Raw genomic sequence first — 17,666 nt, 5'->3', positions numbered from 1 at the left:
TTGCCCCGGGCGCCAGATCTCCAAGGAGAGGCAACTATGACGAAACTCAACGAAATCGCTCCCCGCGAAGGCTCCACCAAGGGCCGTATGCGCATCGGCCGCGGCCCGGGTTCGGGCAAGGGCAAGACCGGTGGTCGCGGTGTGAAGGGTCAGAAGGCGCGCTCGGGCGTCGCCATCGCCGGTTTCGAAGGCGGCCAGATGCCGCTGCACATGCGTATGCCGAAGCGCGGGTTCAACAACCCCTTCGCCAAGCAATTCGCCGAAGTGAACCTGTGGCGCCTGGAACAGGCCGTCGCGGCCGGCAAGCTCGACATCAAGAAGGCCATCGACGCTGACGTCCTGGTCGCCTCCGGCATCGTCCGTCGCGCCAAGGACGGCATCAAGCTGCTGGGCAAGGGCGAACTGAAGGCCAAGCTGAACCTGACCGTCTATGCGGCCACCCCCTCGGCCGTCGCGGCCGTGGAAAAGGCCGGCGGCAGCGTCACCCAGACCCGTCCGGTCAAGGCTGAAGCCGAAGCCTGATAAGTCCTTCAGTAATTAGGGGTCGCGGAATCCTCCGTGCGCCCCTATCTGATGGCCTCATCTGAGTCAGGGGATTGTCGATGGCCTCGGCCGCCGAACAGCTAGCAGCCAACATGAACTTCGGGGCCTTCCAGAAGGCCACCGAACTTCACAAGCGTATCTGGTTCACGCTCTGGGCGTTGATCGTCTACCGCGTCGGGACCTACATCCCGATCCCCGGTATCGACCCGGTCAAGTTCCAGGAGACGTTCCAGCAGCAGACCCAGGGCATCCTGGGGATGGTCAACCTGTTCAGCGGCGGCGCCGTCGAGCGGATGGCCATCTTCGCCCTGAACGTCATGCCCTATATCTCGGCTTCGATCATCGTCCAGCTGATGGGCTCGGTGTATCCGCCGTGGGAAAAGCTGCGCAAGGAAGGCGGCGAAGCCGGCCGCAAGCAGCTGAACCAGTACACCCGCTATCTGACGGTGGCCCTGGCCATCTTCCAGGCCACCACCATCGCTTTTGGTCTGCAGAACTCGGGCGTCGCGGTCGTTCCCGGCTGGATCTTCATTCTCTCGACCGTCGTCGGCCTGACCGGCGGCACCATGTTCCTGATGTGGCTGGGTGAGCAGATCACCAGCCGCGGCGTCGGCAACGGCGTGTCGCTGATCATCTTCGCCGGCATCGTCGCCGCCCTGCCGATCAGCCTGTGGAACCTGCTGCAACAGGTCAGCACCGGCCAGGTCAACCCGATGCTGCTGCTGCTGCTGGCGGGCCTGGCGGTCGTCGTGGTCGGCGCCATCGTCTTCATGGAGCGCTCGCAGCGCCGCCTGCTGGTGCAGTATCCCAAGCGCCAGGTCGGCAACCGGATGATGGGCGGCGAAAGCTCGTTCCTGCCGCTGAAGATCAACACCGCCGGGGTCATCCCGCCGATCTTCGCCAGCTCGCTGCTGCTGCTGCCGGCCACCGCCGCCGGGTTCCTGAAGCCGGACACCATGCCGGGCTGGGCCCAGTGGGTGCCGGAAGCGGTCCGCCTGCTGCAGCATGGTCAGCCGATCTACATCGTCGTCTACGGGCTGCTGATCATCTTTTTCTGTTTCTTCTACACCTCCATCGTCTTCAATCCGGACGACACGGCCGAGAACCTGCGCAAGTATGGTGGCTTCCTGCCGGGCATTCGCCCCGGCAAGCGGACGGCCGAGTACCTGGACTATGTGCTGACGCGGTTGACCGTGATCGGGGCCGCCTACATCACCGCTGTCTGTCTGGTTCCGGAGATTCTGGTCAGCTTCATGAACGCTCCGGCCAGCGCGCGGGCGCTGGGCGGCACCTCGATCCTGATCGTCGTGTCGGTGACCATGGACACCGTGGCGCAGATCCAGTCGCACCTGCTGGCGCACCAGTACGAAGGGCTCATCAAGAAGTCCAAGCTGCGCGGCGGCAAGAAGTAGGGCAGGGGAGGCCCGAAGCGATGAACCTGATCCTGTTCGGGCCGCCCGGCTGCGGCAAGGGCACCCAGGCCAAGAAGCTGGTGGACGGACGCGGCATGGTCCAGCTGTCCACCGGCGACATGCTGCGCGCGGCCATCGCCGCCCGGTCGGAACTGGGCCAGAAGGTCGAGGGCATCATGGCCCGCGGCGACCTGGTTCCCGACGAGGTGGTCATCGCGCTGATCGAGGAGCGCCTGCCCGAGGCCGAGGCCGCCGGCGGCGCCATCTTCGACGGCTTCCCGCGCACCGTCGCCCAGGCCGAGGCCCTGGACGCGATGCTCGAGGGGCGCGGCAAGAGAATCGACCGGGTCATCCGCCTGATGGTGGACGAACCGGAACTGCTCGCCCGGGTGACCGGGCGATTCGAACAACAGGGGCGACCGGACGACAATCCGGAAACCTTCGTCACCCGTCTGGCTGCCTACAACAAGCAGACCGCGCCGCTCGTCCCGTATTACACGGCGGCCGGCAAAGTCCGCGAAGTGAACGGCATGGGGACCATGGACAGCGTGGCCGCGGATATCGCGGCGGCTCTGGACGAGGTCGAGGCCTGAAGTTTCGCCGGGAAGGAATCTTTCCCCACCGGCATTGACGGAAACAAAACGTTGCTTATAACGCTGCGTTTCCGCGAATGGCGCGACTCTCACCGACTCTCTTTCGAGAGCCTGGTTGGCGTGGCGTTTCGTTTTGCGTGCACCGTTTGGGTGCAACTGAAGAGAGAGCAGACGTGGCCCGTATCGCAGGCGTCAATATTCCGTCGAACAAGCGCGTCGTTATCGCGCTGCAGTATATCCATGGCATCGGCCCGAAGTCCGCAAAGGACATCGTGACCAAGGTCGGGATCGAGGACAGCCGCCGGGTCAACGCCCTGAGCGACGCCGAGGTCCTGCAGATTCGCGAGACCATCGACAAGGACTTCACCGTCGAAGGTGACCTGCGTCGTGAGACCGCTGTCAACATCAAGCGTCTGATGGACCTGGCCTGCTACCGCGGCCTGCGTCACCGCAAGGGCCTGCCGGTCCGCGGTCAGCGCACGCACACCAACGCCCGCACCCGCAAGGGTCCGGCCAAGCCGATCGCCGGCAAGAAGAAGTAAGAGAGCGCCCTGATGGCCAAGGAACCGGCTCGCGTTAAACGTCGCGAACGCAAGAACATTACCTCGGGCGTGGCGCACGTGAACGCCTCGTTCAACAACACCATGATCACCATCACCGACGCCCAGGGGAACACCATCTCCTGGTCCAGCGCCGGCATGATGGGCTTCAAGGGCTCGCGCAAGTCGACCCCGTACGCCGCCCAGATGGCCGCTGAAGACGCGGGCAAGAAGGCGGCCGAACACGGCGTGCGCACCCTGGAAGTGAACGTCTCGGGTCCGGGTTCCGGTCGTGAGTCGGCCCTGCGCGCTCTGCAGGCCGCCGGCATGACCATCACCACCATCCGTGACGTGACGCCGATCCCGCACAACGGTTGCCGGCCGCCCAAGCGCCGCCGGGTCTAAGACCCGAGCGACCGATTTTAACTGGCCGGCTCCGCGTCCGCGGGGCCGGCACACGTGTTTCGAGGATATCCGCCCGTGATCGAACGCAATTGGAACGAGCTGATCCGCCCGGAAAAGCCGCTGATCGAGACCGGTTCCGACGCTAACCGCAAGGCGCGTCTGGTGGCCGAGCCGCTCGAGCGCGGCTTCGGCGTGACGCTCGGGAACGCGCTGCGCCGCGTTCTTCTCTCGTCGCTGCAAGGCGCCGCCGTCACCGCCGTTCAGATCGACGGCGTGGTCCACGAGTTCAGCTCGATGGAAGGCGTCCGTGAGGACGTCGTCGACGTCGTCCTGAACATCAAGCAGCTGGCCCTCCGCATGCACTCGGAAGGCCCCAAGCGCATGACGCTGAAGGCCACCGGCCCCGGCGCCGTGACCGCCAGCCAGATCGAAGTCCCCTCGGACATCGAGATCCTGAACGGCGACCATGTGCTCTGCACCCTGGACGAAGGCGCCTCGGTGCGCATGGAGTTCACGGTCAACAACGGCAAGGGCTACGTGCCGGCCGACCGCAACCGTCCGGAAGACGCCCCGATCGGCCTTATCGCCGTCGACAGCCTCTACTCGCCGGTCAAGCGCGTCGCCTACCGCGTCGAGCCGACCCGCCAGGGTCAGTCGCTGGACTATGACAAGCTGGTTCTGGAAGTTGAAACCAACGGCGCCGTGTCGCCGGTGGACGCGGTGGCCTACGCCGCCCGCATCATCCAGGACCAACTGCAGATCTTCATCACCTTCGAAGAGCCGAAGGCCAAGTCGGATGGCGAAGCCAAGCCCGACCTGCCCTTCAACCCGGCCCTGCTGAAGAAGGTCGACGAGCTGGAACTGTCGGTCCGTTCGGCCAACTGCCTGAAGAACGACAACATCGTCTACATCGGCGACCTGATCCAGAAGACCGAAGCCGAGATGCTCCGCACCCCGAACTTCGGCCGCAAGTCCCTCAACGAGATCAAGGAAGTGCTCTCGGGCATGAACCTGCACCTCGGCATGGACGTGCCCAACTGGCCGCCGGAAAACATCGACGATCTGGCGAAGAAGTTCGAAGACCAGATCTAAATCCTGTAGTAAGACCCCCCGCCGCCGAGAGGCGCCGGTAAGTTTTTGGAGAGACCGACATGCGCCACGGTTACGCGCACCGCAAACTGGGCCGCACTTCCAGCCACCGCACCGCCATGTTCGCCAACATGTCGGCGTCGCTGATCAAGCATGAGCAGATCGTGACGACCCTGCCGAAGGCCAAGGAACTGCGCCCGATCGTCGAAAAGCTGGTCACCCTGGCCAAGCGCGGCGACCTGCACGCCCGTCGTCAGGCCATCAGCTCTGTTCGTGACGTCGAACAGGTCGGCAAGCTCTTCGCCACCCTCGGCCCGCGCTACAAGGATCGTCAGGGCGGCTACATCCGCGTCCTGAAGGCCGGCTTCCGCTACGGCGACAACGCCCCGATGGCCGTGATCGAGTTCGTCGATCGCGACCCGTCGGAAAAGGGCAAGGACTCCGGTCCGGTCCAGGTCTTCGGCGACGACGAATAGTCGGGCCAACAGTCTGAAATTGAAGAGGGCGGTGGAGCAATCCACCGCCCTTTTTCTTTGCCGTCAGGCGACCGGCGGCCGCCGCGCCAACAGCCGGCGCTCGTAGTCGTCGCCCAGGGCGTGCAGGGCGGCCGCGCCGTCGCCGCGAAACGAGGGTCCGTGCATCAGGGCCAGGGTGGTCGGCGCCAACGCCGCCAGGCGGTGCAGGGTCGTTCCCATCTCCGGGCTCTGGGCCGAGTAGCCGAACAGGTCCTCGGCGGCGATGGCCGGGCCGACGATGTCGCGCTCGACGAGGGCGGGGACATCCTCCTGCTGGGTGAAGAGGTCGCCGCAGAACAGGGTCCCGGTGGTCTCCTCATGGATCAGGCCGGCGTCCCAGCCGTGCGGGGTGTGGGGCGTATCGATGTAGCGGACGCGTTTGCCGCCCAGGTCGATGACCTCGCCATCGGCCAGGGCCCGGGGCGGGCGGTCGGCCATGTCGGCCACGGAGACGTTGCAGCCGGTCTGGCCGTGGGCGACCTCGGCATGGGGCGCGGCGGCCAGCCAGTCGTTCATCGCGCCGCATTCGTCGGCTTCGTAGTGGCCGAAGGAAATCCAGCGCAGGGTCCTGGGGTCGATCACACGCGCGGCGGCCTCATGGACCAGCGGAAACATGCGGCGCAGGCCGGTGTGGAACAGCAGGGGCTCGTCGCCCACCACCAGGAACTGGTTGAAGGTCAGGCCGGCGGGGCCGCCGACGCCGGGCACGAAGGTCGACAGCCGGTAGATGCCGTCGGCGATCTCATTGACGCGGGTTTCCATGTTTTCCTCCTTGGACGGGGTTGTCATTTCGCGATACACACACGTGCAGTTAAATAGCACGCCGTCAAAATGACTGCACATTAATGTTTAGTGAAATGTGAGATGGCCCGCGCCTACACCCTCAAACGCCGCGGCGAACAGCAGGCCCAGACCCGGCAGAAGATCGTCGAGGCGGCGGTGGAACTGCACGGCACGGTGGGCCCGGCCCGCGCGACCCTGAGCATGGTGGCCGAGCTGGCGGGGGTGCAACGGAACACCCTCTACGCCCACTTCCCCGATGAGCGCAGCCTGCTGATGGCCTGTTCGGGCCTCAGCCTCGAACGCAGCCCGCCGCCCGATGTCGAGACCTGGCGCGGCCTCGCCGAGGGATCGGAGCGGCTGCTGGTCGCCCTGCGGGCCATCTACGATTGGTATGCGGGTTCGGCCCAGCTGCTCGCCTGCGTTCTCCGCGACGCAGAGCACTACCCGCCGGTCCAGGAGATCGCCGCCCTGCGATACGGGCCGGTCATCGGCGCCTGGCATGCGGTGCTGGGCGAGGGGCTCGAAGGCCCGCAGCAGGCGATGCTGCACCTGGCCCTGAGCTTTCACAGCTGGCGCGCCCTCGCCGAGGCGGGGACGGGCCCGGACCAGGCGGCGGCCTTGATGACCCGGGCGATCGAAACCGCCCGGGCCTGAGCCCTACAGCCCGAAGGTCGAGGTGATCGTCTGGCCGCCGCGTTCGATGGTCAGCTGCCAGCGGCGGCCGTTCTGGGCGGTGGCCTGGGCGAGGTCGGCCTCGGTGCGGACCTGCTTGCCGTTGACCGCCCGGATGAAGTCGCCGGGGCGCAGGCCGACGCGGGCGGCCAGGCCGTCCGGGGCCACCTGCAGCACGACCACGCCGCGCCCGACAAACGGATCGACCCCCCTAGCGTCCGCCAGGGCGGGGGTCAGCTCGGCGACGAAGGCGCCCTGCAGCGGGTTGCGGCCCTCGATGGTCCGGCCGCCATCGGCCCGGCCCGGGGCCTTCTCGGCGCGGACGGTGATCGTCTGCTCGCGGCCATCGCGCAGGATGGTCAGCGGCGCCGACTGGCCAAGCTTGAGGTTGCCGAAGAAGTAGGTGACCGCGCCCTCGTCGTTCACCGCCTCGCCGCCGATGCTGAGGATGACGTCGCCCTGACGCAGGCCGGCCCGCGCGGCGGCGGCGCCCGGCCAGACGTCGGCGACCAGCACCCCGCGCGGGGCTTCGAGGCCGAGGCTGTGGGCGATATCGGACGTGACCGTCTGGCCCCGCGCGCCCAGCCAGGGCCGGACCACGGCGGTCTCGCCGCCGAGGGCGGCGGTGACGACCTGCTTGGCCATGCTGGCGGGAATCGCGAAGCCGACGCCCGAACTCTGGCCCGAGCGCGACAGGATGGCGGTGTTCACCCCGATCAGATCGCCGTCCATGTCGACCAGCGGCCCGCCGGAGTTGCCCGGATTGATGGCCGCGTCGGTCTGGATGAAGAAACCGAAGTCGGTGATGCCCAGGTTGGACCGCGCCGTGGCGGAAACAATGCCATTGGTCACCGTCTGGCCGACCCCGAACGGGTTGCCGATGGCCAGCACCAGGTCGCCGACCTGCAGGTCTTCGCGGGTGTCGATGGCGATGACCGGCAGCTTCTCGTTGCCGACGTCGATCTTCAGCACGGCAAGGTCGGCGCGGGGATCGGCCAGCAGCACCCTGGCCGGGAACTCCCGACGGTCTGCCAGCTGGACCATGACCTCGTCGGCGCCTTCGATGTTGTGGTTGTTGGTGATGATCACCCCGTCGGCGCGGACGATGGCGCCGGAGCCAAGGGATTGCTGCACCCGTTCGCGCGGCACCCCGCCGCCGCTGAACATCTCCCAGAAGGGGTCGACGCGCTGGCGCACCGTGCGGCGGCTGGAGACGTTGACCACGGCCGGGGCGGCCCGCTTCACCACCGGGGCGAAGGACTGCTTCATGGCCGCGGCGCTGGCCGGCACGGCGCGGGTCGGTTCCGGCAGGCCCTGGGCCTGGGAGTCGTGACCCGGCGAACAGGCGGCCAGAACAACCAGGGACGGGATCAGAACTTTAAGGGCTCGCATGGGTCTCCAACGTGTCTCGACGCTCGAAAGCCGGTCAGGCGGAAGTGGAAACCGGTTCCGCCGCCCGGACCGGCTTTCCAATCCAGAGTCTGAGGCTTTCCGGATCTTCGATCCGGCAAGCCTCGGCCCCTAGAAAGGGCAGGTTTTCGGCGCAATCAAGGCGTTGAAGCTGTCAGACCGGCACGGGTTCCGCGGGTGGCGCGGGCCTGGCGACCTGCAGGGCGATCAGGAAGGCGCCGACCATAAGAGCCGAGGCGATCAGGATCGGCAGGCCCGGCATGTGAAGGGTATCGTTGTGCCGGACCGCGAAGGCGAAGCTGAACCCGAACAGCGACGGCGCGATGATGCCGGCGATGCCCATCATCGCGCCGTTGGCGCCCTGCAGCTGGCCCTGCTCATGGGGGGGCACCCGGCTGGTCATCAGGGCCTGCATGCCGGGCCCGGTGAAGCCCATCAGAGCAAAGACCGGAATGCCTGCAAGATAGATCCAGCCGTTCGGCGCCAGGCCGAAGATGGCGAAGCCGGCCGCGCCGCTCGCCAGGCCCAGCAGCAGCGCGCCGCGCTCGCCAATCCGCTTGACCACGGGCCCGATCAGCAGAGCCTGGACGATGATGTTGGAGACGCCGGTGCCCAGCATGCTGAGGCCCACGATGTCGGGGCCCCAATTGTAGCGGTAGCCGGCATAGAGGATAAAGATCACCGGCAGGACGACATGGGCCAACTGGAACAGGAAGCCGACGCTGGCCAGGCCCAGCAAGCCCTTGTGCGAGCGCAGCAGCTGCAGGGAGCCAATCGGATTGGCCTTCTTCCAGTTCAGCTTCGGCTCGCGCTTCTCGGGTGGAAGGGACTCCGGCAGGATGAAATAGCCGTACAGCCAGTTGAGCAGCGCCAGTCCGGCGCAGACGAAGAAGGGCAGGCGAAGGTCGATCTTGGTCAGCAGTCCGCCCAGCGCCGGCCCCAGGGTGAAGCCGAGGCCGAAGGCCGCGCCCATCATGCCGTAGGCCTTGGCGCGGTTCTCGGGCGCCGTGACGTCGGCGATATAGGCGTTGGCGGTCGAGAAGCTGGCCGCCGTGGCGCCGCTGATCACACGGCCGACGAACAGCCAGCGGATGGTCGGCGCGAAGGCCATGAACAGGAAGTCGATCCCCAGCCCGAAGATCGACGTCAGCAGCACCGGCCGCCGGCCGAAGCGGTCCGACAGCAGCCCCAGCACCGGCGCGCAGAAAAACTGCATCAGGCCGAAGACGGTGGCGAACGCCAGGTTGATCTCGCTGGCCATGGCGTAGTCGCCGCCGGCCATCTGTTTGATCAGGTGGGGCAGCACCGGAATCATGATGCCCAGCGCGACAATGTCGATCGTCGCGGTGATGAAGATGAACCGCACAGCCGCCTTGCGGCGATGGCCCGTCAGGCTGTCCTGTTCGCTCATGCCGCCCCCAGCATCTTCTTGGGCGCGACCTGCCGCCAGGCGAGGCGGATCAGGTCGGCCAGCTTTTCGTCATCCATGGACCCGATGGCGATCAGGGTCCAGCCGCCCTTGTCCCATCCGCCCGGCAAAGCCCGCACGGCGTCGGGGTCCGATTGTCGCAGGCTCTCCTTGATCTCGGGCAGCAGCTTCAGAACCGCCTCCTCGCCCCCCGGCGGCAGGGTGGCGAAGATCTTGCCCTTCACCCGGAAGGAGGCGCGGTCGAAGTGTGGATGCTCCTCGGCCAGCGGCAGGGAGAGGGCCAGCGCGCGAATGTCGTCCTGGGTCACACGATTTCTCCCATCCGGTCGATCAGCTCACGCCACCAGTCGCCGTGGCGCTTCTGGAAGTAGCCGTTCTCCATGCCGTGCTTGGCGACATGCTCGCGTGGGACGCTATCCCAGCCGGTGTGGACGACGGTGACCCGGGTCTCGTCGCCGACAGCCTCGAAGGTCACCTCGACATCGGTCACCTGATCTGGCGTGAAGGTCGCCTGGCGCCAGCCGAACGCCAGCCGCGCGCCGGGCTCCCAGGCGGTCACCTGGCCGACCTCGAACACCTTGCCGCTGGGCAGGCGCTCGACCAGCCGTGTCTGGTCCTCGAAGGCCATGACGCCCGGAGAGCGGGGGGTGAAGGCGAACTCCGGATTGGGCTTCCACCAGAGGGCAATATCCCGGGTGAAAACCTCGAAGGCGCGCTGGGGCGTCGATTTCACCCGGACGGAAATCAGGACCCGGCTGGCCACCTAGTCCTGCTCCAGGTGCGCCTTGAAGGCGGCCAGCTGGGCGGTCCACATCCGCTCGGTCTGTTCCAGCCAGCGCAGCAGATCCACCATCGGTTCGGCCCTCAGCTGATAGACGCGCACCCGGGCGTCGAACTCCGGATGGCTTTCCTCGACCAGGCCAGCCACTTCTACCAGGCCAGATTGGCGCAGGGTCTTCAGGTGCCGGCTCATGGCCGGCGGGGTCAGCCCCGCCGCCTCGGCCAGTTCACCTGCCCGCCGCGGCCGCTCGCGCAACAGCTCGACGACCTGGCGCCGATGGGGATCGGCGAGGGCGGCGAGCGTCTGGTCCAGTTTGGCGGCGGCGGTCATTCCTTGATGATCGTCGCCTTCAGGCCGGTGTCGCGATGCCAGTCCTCGGGGCTGGTCGTCCGCACCGTCTGACCGACGGTCCAGATATGACCCTCGGGGTCTTTGCAGCGGTAGGTGCGGTCGCCGTAGAACTGGTCCTCTGGCTCGGCGATGATCAGCGCCCCGGCCTTGCGGGCCCGTTCGCAGTGGGCGTCGATCGTGCCGTCCCCGGGCTCCAGCTGGACATGGACGGTCTGGGTCATCATGCCGCCGATGGAGGCGGGGCTCTTGTGCTCGTCGGTCCATTCGCTGCCGATCATCACCGCCCCGCTGCCGAAGCGCATCTCGCTGTGGCCGACGTTGCCCAGATCGTCTTCGATCAGCAGGATGATCTCGAAGCCGAAGGCGTCCTCGAGGAACTTCAGCGCGGCGCGCGGGTCCCGATAGCAGAGGGCGGAGACGAGGGCGGGGCGGGTCCAGGCCATGGCAAGGCTTTCTGTTGTCGTTTGAGTTAATATTTCACCCAAAACGAAACTATGTCAACTCCGCCCCCGTGACTTCCTCCCGGAGGAGGAACTACCGCAGCACCCCCGCTGGCAGCTTGCCGTCGCCTTTGACCGGCTCAACGCCGATCATCCTTGCGAGCAGGGGATAGACGTCGACGTTGTCGAAGGTTTCCACGCTGGTTCCCTGCCTGACGCTGGGTCCCCAGGCCAGGAACAGGGCCCGCATGTCGGGCTCTGCATTGTCGTAGCCATGGGCGCCGGTGACGCGGGTGTCCGGCCTGCGGGTCGCCGCCATTTCGGCGTTGGAGATATACCAGCCTAACTGGGCCATGCAGACGATCGCGGGAATGCGGGGGTTGGTCCCGAAGCCCAGCCGCCTGGGCACATCCTGCTTGCGCCAGCAGGTCATGTGGTCGTGCTTCCTCAGCAGCGCCGCCTCGCCTCGCCCCTCCTGGCCCGGGATCAGGGCGAAGGTCGCCGCCGCCCCGCCGCTGACCATCTTCACCGCGCCCGGATCGGCGGCGTCGGCGATCACGGTGTTTCCCGGCGCCACCGCCGTCATGCCGTGGTCGGCGACAATGACCAGATTGGCGGCGATCCCCCGCGACTTGAGGCCTTCCAGCAGCCGGGCTATCGCCCCATCGACCTGCTGCACCGACTGCCTGACCTCCGGCGCGCCGGGGCCGAAGCGGTGGCCGGCGGTGTCGACCACGTCGAAGTAGAGGGTGGCGAACCCCGGCTTCACGGCGGGATCATCCAGCCAGCCGAGCAGAACATCGACCCGGTCCGGGCCCGGCATCTTCTGGTCGAATACTGACCACTTCCAGGGGCGCACGCCCTGAATGTCGGCCTCCGAGCCCGGCCAGAACATGGTCGCCGTCCTGACCCCACGCTTCTCGGCGGTGACCCACAGCGGTTCGGCCTGATCCCACCAACGGCGGTCGGTCACCGCCTCCTTCTTGCTCAGGGCAAAGCTCCCGAGCACGGGGTCGTCCATGGTGTTGCCGACGATGCCGTGGTGGTCGGGTCGTTTGCCGGTGACCAGGGTGTAGTGGTTGGGAAAGGTCAGGGACGGGAAGGATGGCCGCATGCCGGCCGGCGCCACCACGCCTTCGGCGGCCAGCCGGTCGAGGGTCGGGCTGTCTCCCTGGTGCAGGTAGTCGGGCCGGAAGCCGTCCAACGAGATCAGGATGGTCAGCGGCCGCGGGGCAGGGGGCGTGTCCGGCGTGGTCGCGCAGGCGCTGACGACCATCACGGCGATGACCGTCATCCAGACCTTCAACCGCATCATCTTCCGCCCTCCTTGGCGACTCATCGGCCCCACGGCCATAGTCACCCGTCACGACAGGCCGATGATGGCTTTCGGAGCGTCCATGAGTTTCGCCCTCCAGGCCATCGGCCTAAGCAAGACGTTCGGGTCCGGGACCGGCGCGGTCAAGGCGCTGGACGATTTCAGCCTGGAGATTCCGCGCGGCGGGGTGTTCGGCGTGCTCGGCCCCAACGGCGCCGGCAAGTCGACCCTGTTCCGCCTGGCGCTGGGCCTGATCCATCCGACCGCCGGCGAAGTGCGCCTGCTGGAACAGCCGGCCGGGGACCCGAAGGCCCTGCGCCGCATCGGCTCGATGATCGAGACGCCCCGCTTCCACCCCTACCTGACCGCCCGCGAAACCCTGACCATGCTCAGCGCCCAGAGCGGCGTCGCCTCGCCCGACATCAACGGCTGGCTTGAGAGGGTTGGCATCGCCGAGGCGGCGGACCGCAAGACCAAGGGCTTCTCCGTCGGCATGAAACAGCGGCTGGGCCTTGCCGCCGCCCTGATCACCCGGCCTGAGGCCGTGATCCTCGACGAGCCGACCAGCGGCATGGACCCCTCGGGCATCCTCGAGATCCGCGGTCTGATCCGCGAGTTGGCCAACAAGGACGGGGTCACCGTCATCCTCGCCAGCCACCAGCTCGACGAGGTCCAGCGGGTCTGCAACCGGGTCGCCTTCCTGGCCAAGGGCAAGCTGACCGCCATCGAGGACCTCAGCCAGACCGAGGAACAGCTTCGCCTGCTGGCCACGCCGCAGGCCGCCGTGCTCGAGGTGCTCGGCAAGCGGGGAACCGCGGACGGCGGCTATGTGCTGGCCGCCGTCACCCGCGCCGAGGCCCCTGACCTGATCCGCGCTCTGGCCAGCCGCGGTGTCGACATCGTCGAGGCCCGCTGGATCAGCGGCGACCTCGAACGGGCCTATCTCGTGCACACGGGGACCTAGAGCCATGCTGCTGGACGCCTTCAACGCCGAACGCTTCCGCATGGTGCGCGACCGGGGGGCGATGTTCTGGGGGGTGATCTTCCCGGCCCTGTTCATCTTCGCCCTGTCGTTCCTGGAGACGGTGCTCGGCCTGCTGGTCAAGAACGCCAACGCTGTTCCGACAACCAAGGTGGTGAACCTGGCCCAGGCCATCATCCACGGCTTCAACTGGGCCAACGCCTTTCCGATCCAGCTGTTCGTATTGCTGGGCGTCAGCGCCATGTTCGCGGCCGACTACCGCTGGGAGACCTGGCGGCTGCAGGCGCCGCGCAACAGCCGCGCCAACCTGATCATCAGCAAGTTTCTCGCCTTTGCCATTCTGGCCCTGGTCGCCCTCATCCTGCTGGCGGCCGCCTCGACGCTGGCCACACTCGTGCAGGGGGCCGTGCTGAAGATGCCCTTCGCGCCGTTCGGCGAGGGGGTCACGCCGCTGATGCTCCTGCGCGGCCTGGCGGCCGGCTGGCTGGAGCTGATGGTGGTCGGATCGATGGCGGCGCTGATCTCGATCATCACGCGATCAAACATGGCCGGGCTGTTGATTCCCGTCTTCATCTCCGCCGCCCAATACATCGGCCTGGCGATCAAGCAGATCCATCCCGGCATCGCCACGCCAGAAATCATCCTGGCCTTCCCGAACCTCGCCGCCCAGGTGCTGCGCGGCGACGGCGGCCCGTTGCATGAGCCGGCCCACCCGCTTTTCGCTCTGCTGGGCCTGACGGTCTGGGCGACCCTGTTCACTGTTGGGACGGTCGTCATGTTCCGCCGTCAGGAACTCACACGCGAGTAGCATTCCATTAAGCATAACAATGAGATTCTGCGGGTGCTTCGCGTACCAGGATCTTGATCAGCGCATGCTCGCGCGTTTCCGCCCCTACCTGCCGACGATCACCCTGCTGGGACTGATCGTGTATTTCGTGTTCCACGGTCTGACCGGGGAGCTCGGATGGCTATTGTCTAATCAGCGGCGGGCCGAACAGACGCAGTTACACGAAAAGCTGAAGCTGACCCGGCAAGAGAGGATGGACCTCGAAGCCCGGGCTCGGCTACTACGCGACGGCAGCCTTTCGCGGGACCTTTTGGAAGAACGTGCGCGTTCTGTCCTAGGCTTCGCGGACCCAAGGGATTATGTGATCCGTCTGCAGCCCTGAGCCGGGTCGATCTTTTCGCCCTGGCTTAGTGCCGAGGGAAAGAAAAGGCCGCCGTGATAACGGTTCTGGGAGAAATGCATGGCGCGGGCGACTAAGGCCAAGACATCGGGCAAGGGTTCTGACACCGGTGTCACGACCAGCCGCGAGACGCTGCTGAAGTACTACAAGGACATGCTGCTGATCCGCCGCTTCGAGGAGCGGGCTGGCCAGCTGTACGGCATGGGCCTGATCGGCGGCTTCTGCCACCTCTACATCGGCCAGGAAGCCATCGCCGTCGGCATGGAAGCCATCCGCGTGAAGGGCGACCAGATCATCACCGGCTACCGCGACCACGGCCATATGCTGGCCGCCGGCATGGACGCCCGCGAAGTCATGGCCGAATTGACCGGCCGGGCCGGTGGTTCGTCCAAGGGCAAGGGCGGCTCGATGCACATGTTCTCGACCGAGGCCGGCTTCTACGGCGGCCACGGTATCGTCGGCGCCCAGGTCAGCCTGGGCACGGGCCTGGCGCTGGCCAACAAGTACAAGGCCAACGGCAACGTCGCCTTCGCCTACTTCGGCGACGGCGCGGCCAACCAGGGCCAGGTCTACGAGAGCTTCAACATGGCTCAGCTCTGGGACCTGCCGGTCGTCTACATGATCGAGAACAACCAGTACGCCATGGGCACCAGCATCGAGCGCTCGGCGTCGGAAACCCACCTGCACAAGCGCGGCATCTCCTTCCGCATCCCGGGCGAGGAAGTCGACGGCATGGATGTCGAGGCCGTGGCCGAGGCCGGCGCCCGCGCCGCCGAGCACGCGCGCAGCGGCAAGGGCCCCTACATCCTCGAGATGAAGACCTACCGCTATCGCGGCCACTCGATGAGCGACCCGGCCAAGTACCGCAGCAAGGAGGAGGTGGACGAGGTCAAGAAGACCCGCGACCCCATCGACCACCTGCGCGAGAAGCTGGACGCCGCCAAGGTGACCGAGGACGAGCTGAAGACCATCGACGCGGAGGTGAAGCGCATCGTCGCCGAGGCCGCCGAATTCGCCCGCACCTCGCCCGAACCCGATCCGTCCGAACTCTACACCGACGTCTACCTGGAGGCGGCCGAGTAATGACCGATATCCTCATGCCCGCGCTCTCCCCGACGATGGAGGAGGGCACTCTCGCCAAGTGGCACGTCAAGAAGGGCGACATGGTCAAGGCCGGCGACGTGATCGCCGAGATCGAGACCGACAAGGCGACCATGGAGGTCGAGGCCGTCGATGAAGGCGTGATCGCCGACATCCTGGTCGAGGCCGGCGCCGAGAACGTCAAGGTCAACACCCCCATCGCCCGCCTGGAAGGCGAGGAGGGCGCTGCGCCCGCGCCTGCCGCCGAACCGCCGAAGGAGGCCGCCGCCCCGGCTCCCGAAGCCCAGCCGCAACCCGAGTCCGAAGCGACAGCGCCGGTGACGCCGAAGGTCGAGCTCCGCGACCCCGAGATCCCGGCCGGGACCAAGCTGGTCAAGATCACCGTCCGTGACGCCCTGCGCGACGCCATGGCCGAGGAGATGCGGCGCGACGACAAGGTCTTCCTGATGGGCGAGGAAGTCGCCCAGTATCAGGGGGCCTACAAGGTCAGCCGTGAACTGCTGCAGGAGTTCGGCGACCGCCGCGTCATCGACACCCCGATCACCGAGCATGGCTTCGCGGGCCTCGGCGTCGGCGCGGCGATGGCGGGCCTCAAGCCCATCGTCGAGTTCATGACCTGGAACTTCGCCATGCAGGCCATCGACCAGATCATCAACTCGGCCGCCAAGACGCTCTACATGTCGGGCGGCCAGATCAAGTCGTCGATCGTCTTCCGCGGCCCCAACGGCGCGGCCGCCCGCGTCGGCGCCCAGCACAGCCAGGACTACAGCGCCTGGTACGGCCAGGTTCCCGGCCTCAAGGTCGTGGCCCCCTACGACGCCGCAGACGCCAAGGGCCTGCTGAAGGCCGCCATCCGCGATCCCAACCCCGTCGTCTTCCTCGAGCATGAGATGATGTACGGCGTCGAGTTCGACATCCCCGATGTCGAGGACTGGATCGTCCCCATCGGCAAGGCCAAGGTCCGCCGCGAGGGCTCGGGCGTCACCATCACCGCCCACAGCCGCATGGTCGGCCTGGCGCTCAAGGCCGCCGAGGAACTGGCCGCCGAGGGCATCGAGGCCGAGGTCATCGACCTGCGCACCATCCGTCCGCTCGACCACGAGACCATTGTCGAGAGCGTCAAGAAGACCAACCGCATCGTCTGCGTAGAAGAGGGCTGGGGCCCGATGGGCGTCGGCGCCGAGATCGTCGCCCGGGTGATCGAGCACGCCTTCGACTACCTCGACGCCCCGCCGCTGCGCGTCCACCAGGAAGACGTGCCGCTGCCCTACGCGGCCAACCTCGAGGCCCTGTCGCTGCCGTCGGTCGAGAAGATCGTCAAGGCGGCCAAGGCGGTGAGCTACAAGTGACCCAGGCGGCGCACAGCTGGCACGCCGGCGGCTGCCACTGCGGCGCCGTGCGCTTCGAGGCGGCCCTGCCGGCCGTCGTCGAGGCGCAGAGCTGCAACTGTTCGATGTGCCAGAAGGTCGGCTTCGTGCACGTCATCGTGCCGGAGAGCCGCTTCCGCCTGACCGCCGGCGAAGACGCCATCACCACCTACAGCTTCAACACCGGCGTGGCGCAGCACACCTTCTGCAAGGTCTGTGGCGTGAAGGCCTTCTACCGCCCGCGCTCCAACCCGGACGGCTGGTCGGTCAACGCCCGCTGCCTGGACGATGTCTCGGGCCTCGACCTGCGGATCGAAGCCTTCGACGGCCAGAACTGGGAAGCCCACGGCGCTTCCCTGGCGCACCTCTCCGAAGAGGACGCCCATGCCTGAGATCACCTTCGACGACTTCCTCAAGGTCGACATCCGCGTCGGCGAGGTCATCGCCGCCGAACCCTTCCCCGAAGCTCGCAAGCCGGCCATCAAGCTGCGCATCGACTTCGGCGGCGACATCGGGGTCAAGAAGTCCTCGGCCCAGATCGTCAAGAACCACCCGGTCGAGACCCTGATCGGCCGCCAGGTGCTGGCCGTGGTCAACTTCCCGCCGCGCCAGATCGGCCCCTTCATGTCCGAGGTCCTGACCCTGGGCGTGCCAGACGCCGACGGCGAGGTCATGTTGATCGGCCCCGACCGCCCCGTTCCCATCGGTGGAAGGCTCTACTGATGCGCCTTTCCCAGTTCCAATGCAGAGCC

Annotated in this window: 23 protein-coding genes; 15 read left to right on the top strand and 8 right to left on the bottom strand. The window is 66.9% G+C overall.

Going from position 1 to position 17,666, the window contains the following annotated elements:
• Positions 1-36 precede the first annotated feature (36 nt).
• The 7 genes from rplO to rplQ all read left to right on the top strand — a co-directional run bounded on the left by rplO (position 37) and on the right by rplQ (position 5,057).
• Positions 37-522, top strand: a complete 486-nt coding sequence (gene rplO, locus AC2YG9_RS12860) for a 50S ribosomal protein L15 (protein ID WP_487298376.1) — start codon at positions 37-39, stop codon at positions 520-522.
• Between the two features lie 80 nt (positions 523-602).
• Positions 603-1,955: a preprotein translocase subunit SecY gene (secY, locus tag AC2YG9_RS12855; protein ID WP_487298375.1), complete on the top strand. Its 1,353-nt coding sequence runs from the start codon at positions 603-605 to the stop codon at positions 1,953-1,955.
• 20 nt (positions 1,956-1,975) lie between these two features.
• Positions 1,976-2,548 (top strand): adenylate kinase, encoded by a 573-nt coding sequence (locus AC2YG9_RS12850; protein WP_487298374.1) that lies wholly within the window; start codon positions 1,976-1,978, stop codon positions 2,546-2,548.
• A 173-nt stretch (positions 2,549-2,721) separates the two neighbouring features.
• On the top strand, positions 2,722-3,090 hold the full coding sequence (rpsM, locus tag AC2YG9_RS12845) for a 30S ribosomal protein S13 (protein WP_487298373.1): 369 nt from the start codon (positions 2,722-2,724) through the stop codon (positions 3,088-3,090).
• 12 nt (positions 3,091-3,102) lie between these two features.
• A complete protein-coding gene (rpsK, locus tag AC2YG9_RS12840) occupies positions 3,103-3,492 on the top strand; it encodes a 30S ribosomal protein S11 (RefSeq protein ID WP_271068555.1) in 390 nt (129 codons plus the stop codon).
• 75 nt (positions 3,493-3,567) lie between these two features.
• Entirely contained in the window at positions 3,568-4,584 is a 1,017-nt protein-coding gene (locus AC2YG9_RS12835) for a DNA-directed RNA polymerase subunit alpha (protein WP_487298372.1), read from the top strand.
• A 59-nt stretch (positions 4,585-4,643) separates the two neighbouring features.
• Positions 4,644-5,057: a 50S ribosomal protein L17 gene (gene rplQ / locus AC2YG9_RS12830; protein ID WP_487298371.1), complete on the top strand. Its 414-nt coding sequence runs from the start codon at positions 4,644-4,646 to the stop codon at positions 5,055-5,057.
• Between the two features lie 63 nt (positions 5,058-5,120).
• Here the strand turns inward: rplQ and AC2YG9_RS12825 are convergent, their stop codons facing one another.
• Positions 5,121-5,858 (bottom strand): oxygen-binding di-iron domain-containing protein, encoded by a 738-nt coding sequence (locus AC2YG9_RS12825; protein WP_487298370.1) that lies wholly within the window; start codon positions 5,856-5,858, stop codon positions 5,121-5,123.
• Positions 5,859-5,960: 102 nt separating this feature from the next.
• On the opposite strand from AC2YG9_RS12825, the gene AC2YG9_RS12820 reads away from it, so the two are divergent.
• A complete protein-coding gene (locus AC2YG9_RS12820; RefSeq protein WP_487298369.1) occupies positions 5,961-6,533 on the top strand; it encodes a TetR/AcrR family transcriptional regulator in 573 nt (190 codons plus the stop codon).
• A gap of 3 nt (positions 6,534-6,536) precedes the next feature.
• Here AC2YG9_RS12820 and AC2YG9_RS12815 read toward each other — a convergent pair whose 3' ends face one another.
• The 7 genes from AC2YG9_RS12815 to AC2YG9_RS12785 form a co-directional block, all read right to left on the bottom strand.
• Positions 6,537-7,943 (bottom strand): DegQ family serine endoprotease, encoded by a 1,407-nt coding sequence (locus AC2YG9_RS12815; RefSeq protein WP_487298368.1) that lies wholly within the window; start codon positions 7,941-7,943, stop codon positions 6,537-6,539.
• Between the two features lie 172 nt (positions 7,944-8,115).
• Positions 8,116-9,372, bottom strand: a complete 1,257-nt coding sequence (locus AC2YG9_RS12810; protein WP_487298367.1) for a TCR/Tet family MFS transporter — start codon at positions 9,370-9,372, stop codon at positions 8,116-8,118.
• Entirely contained in the window at positions 9,369-9,698 is a 330-nt protein-coding gene (locus AC2YG9_RS12805; RefSeq protein WP_487298366.1) for an MmcQ/YjbR family DNA-binding protein, read from the bottom strand. Before AC2YG9_RS12805 ends, AC2YG9_RS12810 begins: the two co-directional genes overlap by 4 nt.
• The gene (locus AC2YG9_RS12800; RefSeq protein ID WP_487298365.1) at positions 9,695-10,153 is read right to left on the bottom strand and encodes an SRPBCC domain-containing protein; all 459 of its coding nucleotides are present in this window, start codon (positions 10,151-10,153) and stop codon (positions 9,695-9,697) included. Before AC2YG9_RS12800 ends, AC2YG9_RS12805 begins: the two co-directional genes overlap by 4 nt.
• Positions 10,154-10,501 carry an ArsR/SmtB family transcription factor gene (locus AC2YG9_RS12795; RefSeq protein ID WP_487298364.1) on the bottom strand — a complete coding sequence of 116 codons (348 nt, stop codon included), beginning with the start codon at positions 10,499-10,501 and terminating at the stop codon, positions 10,154-10,156.
• Positions 10,498-10,965: a VOC family protein gene (locus AC2YG9_RS12790; protein ID WP_487298363.1), complete on the bottom strand. Its 468-nt coding sequence runs from the start codon at positions 10,963-10,965 to the stop codon at positions 10,498-10,500. The genes AC2YG9_RS12795 and AC2YG9_RS12790 overlap by 4 nt, the downstream gene beginning before the upstream one ends.
• Before the next feature lie 91 nt (positions 10,966-11,056).
• On the bottom strand, positions 11,057-12,277 hold the full coding sequence (locus AC2YG9_RS12785; RefSeq protein WP_487298362.1) for an alkaline phosphatase family protein: 1,221 nt from the start codon (positions 12,275-12,277) through the stop codon (positions 11,057-11,059).
• 82 nt (positions 12,278-12,359) lie between these two features.
• On the opposite strand from AC2YG9_RS12785, the gene AC2YG9_RS12780 reads away from it, so the two are divergent.
• From AC2YG9_RS12780 to AC2YG9_RS12750, 7 genes are all read left to right on the top strand, one after another.
• Positions 12,360-13,241, top strand: a complete 882-nt coding sequence (locus tag AC2YG9_RS12780; RefSeq protein ID WP_487298361.1) for an ABC transporter ATP-binding protein — start codon at positions 12,360-12,362, stop codon at positions 13,239-13,241.
• 4 nt (positions 13,242-13,245) lie between these two features.
• On the top strand, positions 13,246-14,067 hold the full coding sequence (locus AC2YG9_RS12775; RefSeq protein ID WP_487298360.1) for a DUF2705 family protein: 822 nt from the start codon (positions 13,246-13,248) through the stop codon (positions 14,065-14,067).
• 64 nt (positions 14,068-14,131) lie between these two features.
• On the top strand, positions 14,132-14,428 hold the full coding sequence (locus tag AC2YG9_RS12770; RefSeq protein WP_487298359.1) for an FtsB family cell division protein: 297 nt from the start codon (positions 14,132-14,134) through the stop codon (positions 14,426-14,428).
• 78 nt (positions 14,429-14,506) lie between these two features.
• Positions 14,507-15,529 (top strand): pyruvate dehydrogenase (acetyl-transferring) E1 component subunit alpha, encoded by a 1,023-nt coding sequence (gene pdhA / locus AC2YG9_RS12765; RefSeq protein WP_487298358.1) that lies wholly within the window; start codon positions 14,507-14,509, stop codon positions 15,527-15,529.
• Complete coding sequence (locus AC2YG9_RS12760; protein WP_487298357.1) at positions 15,529-16,896, top strand: pyruvate dehydrogenase complex E1 component subunit beta; 1,368 nt, start codon at positions 15,529-15,531, stop codon at positions 16,894-16,896. Before pdhA ends, AC2YG9_RS12760 begins: the two co-directional genes overlap by 1 nt.
• Positions 16,893-17,306: a GFA family protein gene (locus AC2YG9_RS12755; RefSeq protein ID WP_487298356.1), complete on the top strand. Its 414-nt coding sequence runs from the start codon at positions 16,893-16,895 to the stop codon at positions 17,304-17,306. The genes AC2YG9_RS12760 and AC2YG9_RS12755 overlap by 4 nt, the downstream gene beginning before the upstream one ends.
• Entirely contained in the window at positions 17,299-17,637 is a 339-nt protein-coding gene (locus AC2YG9_RS12750) for a tRNA-binding protein (protein WP_487298355.1), read from the top strand. The genes AC2YG9_RS12755 and AC2YG9_RS12750 overlap by 8 nt, the downstream gene beginning before the upstream one ends.
• Positions 17,638-17,666 lie beyond the last annotated feature (29 nt).

It is taken from the genome of Caulobacter sp. SRI_014 (assembly GCF_057586315.1).
The sequence above is the reverse complement of the archived record's forward strand: the minus strand, read 5'-3'. Positions and strand labels throughout refer to the sequence as shown.

What these genes read in the sequence shown, in the direction of transcription:
- rplO (WP_487298376.1), top strand. Translation starts at nt 37, where the DNA reads ATGACGAAACTCAACGAAATCGCTCCCCGCGAAGGCTCCACCAAGGGC.
- secY (WP_487298375.1), top strand. Translation starts at nt 603, where the DNA reads ATGGCCTCGGCCGCCGAACAGCTAGCAGCCAACATGAACTTCGGGGCC.
- AC2YG9_RS12850 (WP_487298374.1), top strand. Translation starts at nt 1,976, where the DNA reads ATGAACCTGATCCTGTTCGGGCCGCCCGGCTGCGGCAAGGGCACCCAG.
- rpsK (WP_271068555.1), top strand. Translation starts at nt 3,103, where the DNA reads ATGGCCAAGGAACCGGCTCGCGTTAAACGTCGCGAACGCAAGAACATT.
- rplQ (WP_487298371.1), top strand. Translation starts at nt 4,644, where the DNA reads ATGCGCCACGGTTACGCGCACCGCAAACTGGGCCGCACTTCCAGCCAC.
- AC2YG9_RS12825 (WP_487298370.1), bottom strand. Translation starts at nt 5,858, where the DNA reads ATGGAAACCCGCGTCAATGAGATCGCCGACGGCATCTACCGGCTGTCG.
- AC2YG9_RS12820 (WP_487298369.1), top strand. Translation starts at nt 5,961, where the DNA reads ATGGCCCGCGCCTACACCCTCAAACGCCGCGGCGAACAGCAGGCCCAG.
- AC2YG9_RS12815 (WP_487298368.1), bottom strand. Translation starts at nt 7,943, where the DNA reads ATGCGAGCCCTTAAAGTTCTGATCCCGTCCCTGGTTGTTCTGGCCGCC.
- AC2YG9_RS12810 (WP_487298367.1), bottom strand. Translation starts at nt 9,372, where the DNA reads ATGAGCGAACAGGACAGCCTGACGGGCCATCGCCGCAAGGCGGCTGTG.
- AC2YG9_RS12795 (WP_487298364.1), bottom strand. Translation starts at nt 10,501, where the DNA reads ATGACCGCCGCCGCCAAACTGGACCAGACGCTCGCCGCCCTCGCCGAT.
- AC2YG9_RS12790 (WP_487298363.1), bottom strand. Translation starts at nt 10,965, where the DNA reads ATGGCCTGGACCCGCCCCGCCCTCGTCTCCGCCCTCTGCTATCGGGAC.
- AC2YG9_RS12785 (WP_487298362.1), bottom strand. Translation starts at nt 12,277, where the DNA reads ATGATGCGGTTGAAGGTCTGGATGACGGTCATCGCCGTGATGGTCGTC.
- AC2YG9_RS12780 (WP_487298361.1), top strand. Translation starts at nt 12,360, where the DNA reads ATGAGTTTCGCCCTCCAGGCCATCGGCCTAAGCAAGACGTTCGGGTCC.
- AC2YG9_RS12775 (WP_487298360.1), top strand. Translation starts at nt 13,246, where the DNA reads ATGCTGCTGGACGCCTTCAACGCCGAACGCTTCCGCATGGTGCGCGAC.
- AC2YG9_RS12770 (WP_487298359.1), top strand. Translation starts at nt 14,132, where the DNA reads ATGCTCGCGCGTTTCCGCCCCTACCTGCCGACGATCACCCTGCTGGGA.
- pdhA (WP_487298358.1), top strand. Translation starts at nt 14,507, where the DNA reads ATGGCGCGGGCGACTAAGGCCAAGACATCGGGCAAGGGTTCTGACACC.
- AC2YG9_RS12760 (WP_487298357.1), top strand. Translation starts at nt 15,529, where the DNA reads ATGACCGATATCCTCATGCCCGCGCTCTCCCCGACGATGGAGGAGGGC.
- AC2YG9_RS12750 (WP_487298355.1), top strand. Translation starts at nt 17,299, where the DNA reads ATGCCTGAGATCACCTTCGACGACTTCCTCAAGGTCGACATCCGCGTC.